Consider the following 12319-nt stretch of genomic DNA (forward strand, 5'->3'; position numbering starts at 1 on the left):
ACCATCTTGGCCAGCGGTCCAACAAGCCGCATCAACAGGCCGGACATATGGATGCAAGCGATCCGATCAAACCTCACTTGGCTCTTGTGCCACGGGGGCCGTCCACATCTGGGTCCCGGCCTTCGCCGGGACGACATTGGGGAGAACAGCGTACTTACTGCACTCCGAGCTGTCCCGCCTCCCAGCCCAGCATCGCCTGCTTGCGGGTGACGCCCCAGTGATAGCCGGTGAGCTTGCCGTCCTTGCCGAGTGCGCGGTGGCAGGGCACGACGAAGGAGACGGGATTCCTTCCGACCGCAGCGCCGACGGCGCGCGACGCCTTCGGGCTGTTGATCTTGCAGGCGATGTCCGAATAGGACACCGCGCGTCCCATCGGGATCCTGAGCAGCGTCTCCCACACCCGCACCTCGAAATCGGTGCCGATCATGACGACGCGCAGCGGCTGGTCCGGCCGCCATAGCTTCGTGTCGAAGATACGCTGGGCGAGCGGCGCCGTGCCCTCATGGTCCTCGACATAAGTTGCCTTCGCCCAGCGTCGCGTCATGTCGGCGAGCGCGGCCTGCTCCTCGCCGGGATCGGCGAACGCAAGCCCCGACAATCCGCGATTGGTCGCGATCACGATCGCGGTGCCGAAGGGACAGGGATGGAAACCGTAGCGCAAGGTCAGGCCCGCGCCGCCGTTCTTCCATTCGCCCGGCGACATCGCTTCGTGAGTGACGAAGAGATCGTGCAGCCGTCCCGGACCTGAGAGACCCGAGTCGAGCGCCGCGTCGAGGATGCTCGCGGAATCACGCAGCAAGTGCTTGGCATGATCGAGCGTCAGCGCCTGCATGAAGGCCTTTGGCGTGATCGAGGCCCAGCGACGGAACAGATGGTGCAGCTCATCCGGCGTGACGCCGGCCGCATCCGCCATCGCCTCGATGGTCGGCTGCAAGCGCCAGTTTTCCGAGATGAAGGCGATCGCGCGGCGCACGGAATCATAGTCCCGCAGCGCGGCGTTCTCCGAGCCCGGCCTGGCCAGGCGCTGGTCATGTATGGCGAGTGTCATCATGACCGGAAATGTAGGAGGACCACGCCCTCCAAACCACCCGATTTCTGACAGGGCTCAAGTGACCGGATTGTAGGTCGGGCCGCGCTTGGCGGCGTTCAGGGCCTCGATTAAGGCCTTGGCAAAGCTTGCCTTTTCCTCCGGACCCAAAAAGGTCGCGATCGACACGCTGCGGCCGCGGGAGACCAGATAAAGGCGCTCGAGACCGAACTCCTCGTCGGCCTCCTGCTCGAGCCGGACCCAGAGCGGATTGAACACCCATTCGGCGACATGGCCGCGATGGCTGGTCCGCCGCACGCGCAATTCGGAGACCGTGACCACGATCTCCTCGCTCGCCCGCGCGGTGCGGAAATTGACCTTGAAGGCCCACCAGATCACCAGCACGTCGAGGCCGAAAAAGCCGAACACCGGCCAGGCACCCATCATCAGGAACACGATCCCGGTCACGAAGCTGACGACGCTGAGGAACAGCATCACGGCGAGGAAGCCGGTGCGGTTCAGCGAGCGATGCGGCGTCAGCCGCGCAGAGAAGATCTGCGCCTCGCTGTCGCGCTCAATTTCGTTGCCTGTGCTCATGGCCTGTCAGTATATCCCGGTCATGGCAAAAATCATCCGCAAGACGGCCGCCCACAAATCCCCCGTGCCGAAGAAAAAGGCAAGCAAGGCCGCCGCGAAGACTTCGCCGAAAGTGCGAAAGACCAAGGCTATCGAGCTCAAGACAATCAAGCTCAAGACGATCAAGCCCAAGACGATCAAGAAGACAATAAAACCCTGGACGGCGGCCGAGATCCACGAGGCCTTCAGCCGCTTCCGCAAAGCCAATCCGGAGCCGAAGGGGGAACTCGAGCATCTCAATCCCTTCACGCTGCTCGTTGCCGTCGTGCTGTCGGCCCAGGCCACCGATGCCGGTGTCAACAAGGCGACGCGCGAATTGTTTCAAGTCGCCGACACGCCGCAAAAGATGCTCGATCTCGGCGAGGAGCGCCTGCGCGACTACATCAAGACCATCGGCCTCTATCGCACCAAGGCGAAGAACGTGATCGCGCTGTCGGCGAAGCTGCTGACCGATTTCGGCGGCGAGGTGCCGCGCACGCGCGCCGAGATCGAGCAGCTGGCGGGCGCCGGACGCAAGACCGCCAATGTCGTGCTCAACATGGCCTTCGGCGAGCACACCATGGCGGTCGATACCCATGTCTTCCGCGTCGGCAACCGCACCGGCCTCGCGCCCGGCAAGACGCCGCTCGAGGTCGAGCTCGGTCTCGAAAAGGTGATCCCGGCGGAGTTCATGCTGCATGCCCATCATTGGCTGATCCTGCACGGCCGCTATACTTGCCTCGCGCGCAAGCCGCGCTGCGAGGTATGTCTGATCAACGATCTCTGCCGGTGGCCGGAGAAGACGGTCTGAGGCAAAGTTTCTCCGTCATTCCGGGGCGCCGAAGGGCGAACCCGGAATGACGCTGGCAGGAATTGCGTTCGCGACATGATTTCGGGGTGGTGCCGTGAGTCAACAAGAACAAGTCCGTTCGCCACCGCCCGCTGCTCCTCTCGTCGCGTCCAGGCCGTCACAACGACCGGCTCCGAGCCTGTGGAGCCGGCTCGCCGTTCCGCTGTTTGCCGTCGTCGTCGCGCTTGCCTTTGTCGCGCTGGCGACGCTGCGTTTCGATGAGTGGGTCGGCAGCGCGACGATCCAGACCACCAACGACGCCTATATCCGTGCCGAGCTGACGCGGCTCGCGAGCCGCGTAACCGGTGAGGTGCTCAACGTCGCGGTCACCGATTTCCAGCGCGTGCATGCCGGCGATCTCCTGATCCAGATCGATCCTGCCGATTATCAGGCCCAGGTCGCGCAGGCCGAAGCGAACGTTGCTGCGGCCCAGGCGGCGCTCGACAATCTGAGCAACCAGGTCGAGCTGCAATATGCGACGATCGCGCAGGCCGAGGCCGCGCGATTGTCCGCCGAAGCGCTGGAAGTCGAGGCACAGCAGGAGCAGCAGCGTCAGCAATCGCTGTCGCAGAGCGAGTCCGGCACGCGGCAGCGGCTCGAGCAGGCGGTGGCGGCGCTCGCCAAGGCAGAGGCCGATGTGCGCGCAAGCCGCGCCGTGATCGCCGCGCAGCGTCACCAGCTCGAAGTCCTGCAAGGGACCAAGAAGCAGCGCGCCGCCGATCTCGAAGCGGCCAGGGCGATGCTTGCGAGTGCCCGGCTCAAGCTCGGCTACACCAAGATCACGGCGCCGTTCGATGGCGTCGTCGGCGAGCGCCAGGTGCAGCCCGGCGACTACGTCAACATCGGCACCAACCTGATCAACGTGGTGCCGCTGCCAAAAGTCTATGTCATCGCGAACTACAAGGAGACCCAGCTCACGCATGTGCAGCCGGGCCAGCCGGTTGATATCACCGTCGACAGCTTCCCGCGCGAGCGTCTGCGCGGCCGGGTCGAGCGCATCGCGCCCGCGACCGGCTCGCAAGTGGCGCTGCTGCCGCCGGACAATGCGACCGGCAATTTCACCAAGGTGGTGCAGCGCGTTCCCGTGCGCATCCAGCTCGACGACAACCAGCCGCTGGTTGAGCGCCTTCTGCCGGGAATGTCCGTCGTCACCAGCATCCACACCGATGGTGCAGGGACGAATGGCGGCAAATGACAGTGTCGATCGCGGACCGGTCTCGCGCGGCGGCATCGCGCCACGACCGGTCTTCGCCGTGGCCGCCGTGCTGCTCGGCTCGTTCCTTGCGAACTTCGACAGTCGCCTGACCACGGTCGGCCTGCCCGACCTGCGCGGCGCGTTCTCGCTCGGCTTCGACGAGGGCGCCTGGCTTTCCACCGCCGGCATCGGCTCGCAGATCCTGATCGCGCCCGCCGTGGCGTGGCTCGCAACCGCGTTCGGCCTGCGCCGCGTGCTCGGCATCCCGAGCCTCGTCTACGCCGTCATCTCCTTCGTCATTCCCTTCGGTCACGATTTTCCCGCGCTGATTGGCCTCAGCATCGTGCACGGCCTGCTGCTCGGCACCTTCGTGCCGGCGACGCTGATGATCGTGTTCCGCAACCTGCCGATCCGCTGGTGGTTGCCGGCGATTGCGATCTACTCGATCCGCGTCGGCTTCGCGCTGGATACGTCGAGCTCGCTGGTCGGCTTCTATGTCGACCATCTCGGCTGGCAATGGCTGTACTGGCAGGGCGTCGTGATCGCGCCGCTGATGGGCCTGATGGTCTATCTCGGCACGCCCAGCGAGCCCGTCAATCGCGATCTGCTGCGCCACGCCGATTGGGGCGGCATGGTGCTGTTAGGTGCCTCCGTGTCGATGATCTATGCCGGCCTCGATCAGGGCAACCGGCTGGATTGGCTGGAGTCCGGCACGGTGATGGCGCTCATCGCCGGCGGGGCCGTGCTGTTCGTGGGCTTCCTCGTCAACGAGTCCCTGGTTCGCCAGCCCTGGGCGCATGTCAACGTGCTGTTCTCGCGCAATGTCGGATTGTCGCTGATCCTGATCCTGCTCTACACGCTGACGAGCCTGTCGAATTCATCGCTGGTTCCGAATTTCCTCGCAGCGATCGGCCTGCTCAGGCCCGAACAGAGCGGCCTGTTGCTGCTCACCTATGGCGCGCTGCCGATGTTCGTGCTGGTGCCGATCTCGATCTGGCTGCTGCAGCACTTCGATACGCGGACGGTGGTCGTGGTGGGATTCGCCTGCTTTGCCGCGGCCAATCTCTGGGGCACCCAGCTTACCCATGACTGGGCGCGGGAGGATTTCGTCGGCATCGTGCTGCTGCAGGCGATCGGGCAGTCGCTCACCTTGTTGCCGCTCATCATCACGCTGCTGTCCAACTCCGACCCGAGCCGCGCGACGGCCTTTGCGGCCTACATCCAGATCATGCGGCTCGGCGGCGCGGAGATCGGCGTTGCGCTGATGGGCACATGGCTGCGGGTCCGCGAGCAGATTCATTCCAACTATCTCGGCCAGTACATTGCGACCGGCGACGTCGACGTGGTCAGGATGCTGAAGCAGCTTGCCGACCGCTTCGCCGCCCACGGCCTGGGCGCGGCGCAGGCCCGCGCGGTCGGCACGCTTGCGGGCTTCGTGCAGCGCGAGGCCAATGTGCTCGCCTATCTCGACGGCTTCTGGCTGTGCTTCTGGCTCGCGATCGCAGCGCTCGGCTGCGTCGCGCTGCTCACCCGCGCCCCGCCGGGTCCATTCACGCCGGCGCCATTTGGTTTTGCGAAGACCGTGCTGCGCAAGTGCGGCGTGCCGGTGACGTAGGGCACGGGAAATCTTGGTCAGGTCGAACTAGCTCTCCAGGGGACGTCTGGAAAGTGCAGACGTCAACTTCTGACCGGTAAGCGGAAATCTCACGATCAGTCAGGGCACTTCTGCTCGTGACCCATAACAGCCCTTGAGGCGGTGCCAGTGCTTAGACCGCTTGAACCTGGGGTACTCCGCTCCACTCATTCAAGGTCTTTGCGGCATCGGGTGCGGTGCTGACGAGGAGAGTTATTTCGACTATCCTTCAATGCGGACCATCAAGGCGGGGCAGGATAAGACCCACGAGGGCAGATCAATGAGCACGGTAAAAAGCGCTCTGGCGCAGAAGAGTGGCGCCCTGATCCATGTACGTTCCGGCGACATGGTCATCGAAGCCTTGCGCCAGATGCGCGACAACCGGGTCCGGTCCGTGCTGGTCATCGACGACGACATGCTGGTCGGTATCGTGACCCAGGGTGACTGCGCCATCAAAGTGCTGCTGCCCGGGCTCGATGCGAAGCAGACGCCGGTGAGCCAGGTGATGACGAGCAACCCGGTGACGATCAAGCCGGACGATCCGCTGGACGCCTGCATGGCGATGATGGCTGCGCGTGGTTTTCGCCACCTGCCAGTGCTGGACGCGGGCAAGGTCGTGGGTCTCATCTCGGTCGGAGACGTCGTCAAGAACATCATCCGGGATTTGGAGCACAACGTGGACGACCTGATGGGTTACATCATGAAGGACGGCCCCGGGGGCTGACAGACGAACCGCGGTGCCGTCGTCCCGCGTAGGCATTGGCCGGGGTGCTTTGCTTTGCACCCGGCAACGGAAAAGCGAGTGCAGCCCGTGCCACCGGCCCGGCAAATGCTGCTTGGGGGCAGATAGGGCCATCCTGCTATTGCCGCTCACAGGTCCGCAATAAAGTGGTAGGCTATTCCTTGTCCAACGGCGTGGTTAGTCTGGCCGTTCGGAGGGCCGCCGTGACCGAGCAGCGGGTTCAGAGACGATTAGCAGCGATCTTGGCCGCCGACGTGGTCGGTTATTCTGCGTTGATGCAACGCGATGAGGAAGCCACCTACGCCGAGTTCGAGCGCCTGAAGTGCGAAGTAATCGAGCCTGGCCTCTTCTGCCACGACGGACGACTGATCAAGACCACGGGTGACGGCGCGCTCGCCGAGTTCGTAAGTCCGTCAGCTGCGGTGCGATGCGCGGTGGAGATACAGGAAGGCATCGCGTCAGGCCGAAGCTCCCTTAAGCTGCGGATTGGGGTCAACCTCGGGGAGGTTATCGTCGGAGCTGACGGCGACCTTTTTGGCGACGGGATCAACATTGCGGTCCGGCTCGAGGGGGTCGCCGATCCGGGCGGCATCCTGATTTCGGAGAAGGTGTACAGCGAAGTCGAAGGCAAGCTGAAGGTGGGCTTCGAGGACCGGGGCGAACAGCAGCTCAAGAACATCTCCAAACCGGTCCGCACTTTTGCTGTACGCACGGAAGCGTTCTTCGCGCCGACCGAAAAGCTAAGTGCGGCCCCTCCGTTCCCCGACATGCCTTCCATCGCCATCGCCGTACTTCCGTTCGAGAACATGTCCGGCGAACCCGAGCAGGAGTATTTTGCGGACGGGATGGTTGAGGAGATCACCACGGCGCTGTCGCGGTTCAAGTGGTTGTTTGTCATAGCTCGCAATTCGAGCTTCACGTTCAAGGGCAAAACCGTCGATGTGAAGGAGGTTGGGCGCAGGCTTGGCGTGCGCTATATCCTTCAGGGGTCTGTGCGCAAGGCAGCGGGGAAAGTTCGTATCACGGGGCAGTTGATTGATGCGGTTACGGGCGCGCACATATGGGCGGACAGGTTTGAGCGTGACCTGACTGACGTTTTTGCGCTTCAGGACGAGGTAACGCTCGCAGTCGTCTCGGCCATTCAGCCGAAGATACTTCAAACAGAAATCGCATTGTCGGCGCGGCGGCGACCGGAGAACCTTACCGCCTATGATTTTTGCCTCCGCGCCATTCAGCAGGCCTTCCCTGTGACCCGCGAGGGGTCGGCCGAAGCGATCAGGCTGGCCCATCGCGCTTTGGAGCTGGACCCCGGGTTGGGTCGAGCCGCTTCTCTGGCAAGCGTCTTTCACCTGAACAACGTTGTTTTTGGGTATTCTACCGATCCTAAATTCGAGCTCAAGGAAGCAGTGCGGCTTTCTCGCCTGGCATTGCGCATCGACGATGGTGATCCGAGTACGTTAGCAAGGGCTAGCCTAATCTCGGCGTACGTGGTCCGCGATAGTGAAAGTGCGCTCGAAATGGCAGATCGGGCGGTCGCGCTCAACCCCAATTCATTTGACGCATGGAGCTGCAGAGGCTGGGTCTATAGAGCTGCGGGGTTACCGCAGGAAGCGGTTCGGAGCTTTGAACGTGGCATCGGCATGAGCCCGATAGACCCGGCGATGTTTGCCGGGATGGGGATGGCCCTTGTTGAGCTTCGTCGCTTTGACGAGGCCATCGTCGCAGGAAAGAAAGCTCAGCGTCTCAACCCGTCCCATTCGTTTGCTTACCTCTGTCTCGCGTCCGCTTTCGCCCATCTCGGACGCGACACGGAGGCGCGTGAGGCGGCGGCGCGTCTGCTTGAGGTCAATCCCGCCTTTACAATATCTGAATGGATCGCTTTGAGCGGGCAATCGAACGCTGAGGGGCTTCGGAAAGCGGGGTTGCCCGAGTAGCCCTCCATCCAATGAGGTGATCGAATGACGGCTAATGGCCCATCTTGGGCCTCTGGTGAGGTCGGCTCTTGCGCTGCCATCAAGGGCACAGCGGACCTCATACCCGCGCTGACTGTAGCGCGGTTTCAAGAATACGCTTAAGAGCGCACTTCATCTCTCGCGCTAGTGGCGCATCTCCTTGTCCGCAGCCGGACCAAATGAGCGCCCTGATCGCTGTCAGCGCATGTACCGCGCCGGCTCGATCAGCTCCGGCCGCCGCCCCGACAGGCGCTTGTGCATGTGGACCATGAAGGCCATGCCGAAGATCGGCGTCGCCAGATTGACGATGGGGATCGAGACGAAGGCGGCGATGATCAGGCCGGCGGCGAAGATCGTCGCGGCGTTATCGCGCCGCATCGCCTTGGCTTCCTCCGGCGAACGGAAGCGCATCGCGGCGAGCTCGAAATATTCGCGGCCGAGCAGCCATGCGGTGGCGAGGAAGAAGATCAGGAAGCCGGCGCCGGCCAGGAACACGAAGGGCAGCGCGATCAGATAGACCAGGATGGTCAGCAGCGCCGTCTTGACGCCCTCGTGCATCGCCATCGTGAACGGCAGTGCGACGCCGGGCCGCTCGGCCGGATAGTGTTCGCGCTCGACGTGATCGGCGACGTCGTCGACGAAGAGACTCGCCACCAGCGAGGTGATCGCGGGCATCAGGAGAACGCCGCCGAACACCACGCCAAGGCCGGCCGCGATCGAGACGATCCAGGCCAGCACCTCGAGCGCGGAGTGCCAGCCGGGGCCGAGCAGCCCCTCGAGCCAGACCTCGCCATAGGTGGCAAACCAGCTCAGCAGCCGCTGCAGGCCGATCGCCAGCACGGTGATCAGCACGAGCGCAACGCCGATCGAGCGCCACAGGATCGAGCGCATCGGCGGCGAGATGATCTGCGACAGCGCCTTGACGGCGGCATCAAGCATGGGGGTACCTCTCACGAGAATTCACCCGCGAGAGGTAGACATGCCGGCCCCTTTCGGCAAGGGACGTTGACAAGCGAGGCCGAGCTGCTGACCTGCGGCCTATTGTTCGGCCGCGATGCTGGCCCAGCAGGTGATCGCGCTGCAGACCGAGCTCCAGCGGCCGAAGCCCTTGTAGATCTGGGCTGCGACCTGCTCCTGCTGCTTCAGCGTGCCCTCGGCCTTGATCTGCGGGTCGGAAACGTTGCGGATCGCAAGCCAGCGCGGTGCGTTCGCGCCCATGTCCTTGGCGACGAGCCCGAGGATCGCGTCGCCCATCTCGGAGACGTCGCCGAGACCCTGAAGATGGAAGTGATTGTCCGAGGTGTCGAAGCCGAAGAAATCGGTGGTGACCACGGACGAGCTCAATCCGCTCGGCTTCACCACGAAGATCTTCGGCGGCCGGGTATTGTCCTTGGGTAGCTGCCCGGCATTGGCCTTGAACAGCGTCTTGGCCTCTGCAAAGCGCGTTGTCTTCGCGGACTTGCTCGAAAAATGCTCTTGCGCGAACGGCTGCTTCTTGAACTTGGACAGGCAGTCGAAGCGAACAATCGGGCTGACGATGACGTCGCCAACCTCGACCTGCTTGCCGATGCCGCCGGCGGTTCCCGTGGTGATGACGAGCGAAGGCTGCACCTCCATGATGATCTGCCGCCAGACGTCGATGTTCGGCAATTGCGGGCCGTCTTGCGACATGTGCGAATCGGACTTGAAGATCACGACCTTCTTCTTGCCGATCGTGGTGGTCCAGTAGGTGCCGAGCCGCTTCAGCTCCATGGCCGGGCAGCCATTGCGCATCTTCTTGGAGATGGTCGTGAAATTGTGCGTGTAAGGCACGTAGTCGTTGCGGGAGTCCTTGCCCGGCGACAGCACGCGGCTCAGCGCGTGGCCCTCGTCGACCGTCCAGGTCACCACCAGCACGTCCGCGCGCGGCAGCGGGCTGTTGCCATTGCCCCTCGGCTTCGGCCCGGTCTGCGGCGCGAGGCCCTTCGGCCAGGGAATGTCGGTGAAGCGCGACAGGCCGGTCGCCGTCGAGAAGGCCATGAACTCGCGGCCCTCGGTCGATTCAGAATCAAAATCGATGATCTCACGCTGAAAATCTTCCGGAGAAACTTTTGCGGAGCGCTTCACCGCCGCGTCCGCAATACGTTTGACGGCAAAGGTCTCGCGTGGCGGCGGCGTCGTGATCGGATCGAAGCCAAGATTTCTCTGAACCCATTTACGGTCAGCCGGCATCGTCTAACTCCTGCGCCAATGATTTTGACAATATCTTCCATTGGTCGGTCAAACAGGCCGACGGTTGCAATTTTAAATCGAGTTCGCGGATATCAATCGGTCCGAGCCACTGACCAATTCTGCTCCGGATCAAGACTTTCGATAGTTTGATCGGCAATACAAAGGTTTTTACGGAAAAATATCGTTCAGCATCTGAACCAATTTCCATCTCAGACTACACCTATAGTTGAATACTGGCAATCGCCCTTCCAGTCACAAGCGGAGGAAGTCATGGCAGGCACGATGAAGCGCGTGGCGCTGGCGAACAGCGCACGGAAGTTGCCGAAGGGGGCCAAGCTGGTTGGCGCGGCCGATCCCAAGCAGGAGATCGAGATCAGCGTCCGGCTGCGCGCCAGGCGCTCGGACGATGACACCGTAATGGCGCTGGGCGCGCAATTGCCGCGCGACCGGCAATATCTTTCCCGGGCCGAATTTGCCGCACAGATGGGCGCCGATCCGGCCGACGTCGCCAAGATCGACGATTTCGCGCATCACCACGATCTCAACGTCAAGAGCGTGCATCTGGCCTCGCGCACGGTAAAGCTGACCGGCACCGTGAAAGCAATGAGCGCGGCTTTCGGGGTCAAGCTCAACAAGGTCAAGCAGGCGGGCGCGACCTATCGGATGCGCAAGGGCAGTGTGCAGATTCCGGTCGAGCTCGAGGGCATCGTCATTGGCGTGCACGGGCTCGACAATCGTCCGGTCGCGCGTCCGCACTTCCGGCACAAGCGGATCGGACGGGCTGCGACCGCGCACGCGGCGCAGAGCCGCAGCTTCTCGGTCGAGCAGATCGCCCAGCTCTACAACTTCCCGGACGGCGAGACCGGCGCCGGCCAGTGCATCGCCATCATCGAGCTCAACGACATCGACCAGAAGGGCAAGCCGACCGGCGCCGGTTACAAGACGTCGGATCTGAAGACGTTCTTCAAGAAGGCGGGAATCCCGATGCCGCAGATCGCGCCCGCGAGCGTCGATGGCGGCGCCAACAAGCCTGGCCATTCCGAGGCCGATGGCGAGGTCGTGCTCGATATCGAGGTCGCTGGCGCCATCGCGCCGGGCGCCAAGATCGTGGTCTATTTCGCGCCCAACACCACCAACGGATTCATCGATGCGGTGAAGGCCGCAGTCCATGACAATGCGCGAAAACCTTCGGTGATCTCGATCAGCTGGTGCGGCCCGGAAGATCCGGAAAGCTCGCGGCAATTCCTCGATGGCCTGAACGAAGCGATCCGCGACGCTGCTGCGATGGGCGTCACGGTCTGTGTTGCTTCCGGCGACAACGGCTCGGCCGATATGGGTGAGGGGTGGGACGGCAAGCCGCATGCCGATTTCCCGGCGTCGAGCCCGTTTGCGCTGGCCTGTGGCGGCACCAATCTCAAGGCGCCGAACGGCCACATCCAGGAGGTGGTCTGGAACGGTGGACCGGAGGACGGAGCGGGTGGTGGCGGCGTCAGCGTCGTGTTCGCCCAGCCGAAATACCAGGCCAACGCCCATGTCCCGAAATCGCCGGCGCATCACAGCGGGCGCGGCGTGCCCGATATCGCGGGCGACGCCGATCCGGCGACCGGCTATCAGATCTTCCTCAACGGCGTCGGCGCCACGATCGGTGGCATTAGCGCCGTGGCGCCGCTCATGGCGGGCTTGATCGCGCGGATCAATGAGGTGACGACCAGGAAATTCGGCAAGACGGTCGGGTTCATCAATCCGCTGATCTACGCAGCCAGCGCGCAAGCCGCGTTCCGCGACATCACCAGCGGCAACAACGACATCACCGGCCAGTTGCGCGGCATGTACAAGGCCGGCCCCGGCTGGGACGCCTGCTCCGGTCTCGGCGTTCCCAACGGCACGGCGCTGCAGGATCTGCTGGCGGCGTGATTTACGCGTGCTTCTCCCTCTCCCCCGTTCTTCGCGGGGAGAGGTTGCCTCCTCTCCGTCATTGCTGTGCAAGTTCACTAATTCGCTGATCGAATGGTCTGGGTCTGGACCTCGGCAAATTCCTTTGGTGTCTTGCCGCCGAGGGCCTGATGAGGCCTGAAGTTATTGTAGTAGATTACA

The 12319-nt window shown here is 63.2% G+C and carries 11 protein-coding genes; 6 read left to right on the forward strand and 5 right to left on the reverse strand.

What is annotated here, in order from left to right:
• Nucleotides 1-154: 154 nt before the first annotated feature.
• Both ACV1FX_RS41225 and ACV1FX_RS41230 read right to left on the reverse strand, forming a co-directional pair.
• Nucleotides 155-1051, reverse strand: a complete 897-nt coding sequence (locus ACV1FX_RS41225) for a methylated-DNA--[protein]-cysteine S-methyltransferase (protein ID WP_473123198.1) — start codon at nucleotides 1049-1051, stop codon at nucleotides 155-157.
• Nucleotides 1052-1105: 54 nt separating this feature from the next.
• Nucleotides 1106-1624 carry a DUF2244 domain-containing protein gene (locus ACV1FX_RS41230; protein ID WP_473123199.1) on the reverse strand — a complete coding sequence of 173 codons (519 nt, stop codon included), beginning with the start codon at nucleotides 1622-1624 and terminating at the stop codon, nucleotides 1106-1108.
• A gap of 22 nt (nucleotides 1625-1646) precedes the next feature.
• Between ACV1FX_RS41230 and nth the strand changes: the two genes are divergently transcribed.
• The 5 genes from nth to ACV1FX_RS41255 all read left to right on the forward strand — a co-directional run bounded on the left by nth (nucleotide 1647) and on the right by ACV1FX_RS41255 (nucleotide 7996).
• Nucleotides 1647-2453, forward strand: coding sequence for an endonuclease III (gene nth, locus ACV1FX_RS41235; protein ID WP_473123200.1), 807 nt, complete (start codon nucleotides 1647-1649; stop codon nucleotides 2451-2453).
• A gap of 94 nt (nucleotides 2454-2547) precedes the next feature.
• The gene (locus ACV1FX_RS41240; protein WP_473123201.1) at nucleotides 2548-3687 is read left to right on the forward strand and encodes an HlyD family secretion protein; all 1140 of its coding nucleotides are present in this window, start codon (nucleotides 2548-2550) and stop codon (nucleotides 3685-3687) included.
• Entirely contained in the window at nucleotides 3674-5302 is a 1629-nt protein-coding gene (locus ACV1FX_RS41245) for an MFS transporter (RefSeq protein ID WP_473123202.1), read from the forward strand. The genes ACV1FX_RS41240 and ACV1FX_RS41245 overlap by 14 nt, the downstream gene beginning before the upstream one ends.
• A gap of 298 nt (nucleotides 5303-5600) precedes the next feature.
• Nucleotides 5601-6044 (forward strand): CBS domain-containing protein, encoded by a 444-nt coding sequence (locus tag ACV1FX_RS41250; RefSeq protein WP_473123203.1) that lies wholly within the window; start codon nucleotides 5601-5603, stop codon nucleotides 6042-6044.
• 221 nt (nucleotides 6045-6265) lie between these two features.
• Nucleotides 6266-7996, forward strand: a complete 1731-nt coding sequence (locus ACV1FX_RS41255; RefSeq protein WP_473123204.1) for an adenylate/guanylate cyclase domain-containing protein — start codon at nucleotides 6266-6268, stop codon at nucleotides 7994-7996.
• 216 nt (nucleotides 7997-8212) lie between these two features.
• Here the strand turns inward: ACV1FX_RS41255 and ACV1FX_RS41260 are convergent, their stop codons facing one another.
• From ACV1FX_RS41260 to ACV1FX_RS41270, 3 genes are all read right to left on the reverse strand, one after another.
• Entirely contained in the window at nucleotides 8213-8953 is a 741-nt protein-coding gene (locus tag ACV1FX_RS41260; protein ID WP_473123205.1) for a sulfate transporter family protein, read from the reverse strand.
• A 99-nt stretch (nucleotides 8954-9052) separates the two neighbouring features.
• Nucleotides 9053-10225 carry a phosphorylase family protein gene (locus tag ACV1FX_RS41265; protein ID WP_473123206.1) on the reverse strand — a complete coding sequence of 391 codons (1173 nt, stop codon included), beginning with the start codon at nucleotides 10223-10225 and terminating at the stop codon, nucleotides 9053-9055.
• Nucleotides 10215-10433 carry a hypothetical protein gene (locus ACV1FX_RS41270; RefSeq protein WP_473123207.1) on the reverse strand — a complete coding sequence of 73 codons (219 nt, stop codon included), beginning with the start codon at nucleotides 10431-10433 and terminating at the stop codon, nucleotides 10215-10217. The genes ACV1FX_RS41265 and ACV1FX_RS41270 overlap by 11 nt, the downstream gene beginning before the upstream one ends.
• A 62-nt stretch (nucleotides 10434-10495) precedes the next feature.
• On the opposite strand from ACV1FX_RS41270, the gene ACV1FX_RS41275 reads away from it, so the two are divergent.
• A complete protein-coding gene (locus tag ACV1FX_RS41275; protein ID WP_473123208.1) occupies nucleotides 10496-12139 on the forward strand; it encodes a S53 family peptidase in 1644 nt (547 codons plus the stop codon).
• Nucleotides 12140-12319 lie beyond the last annotated feature (180 nt).

This window comes from Bradyrhizobium ingae (assembly GCF_055791185.1).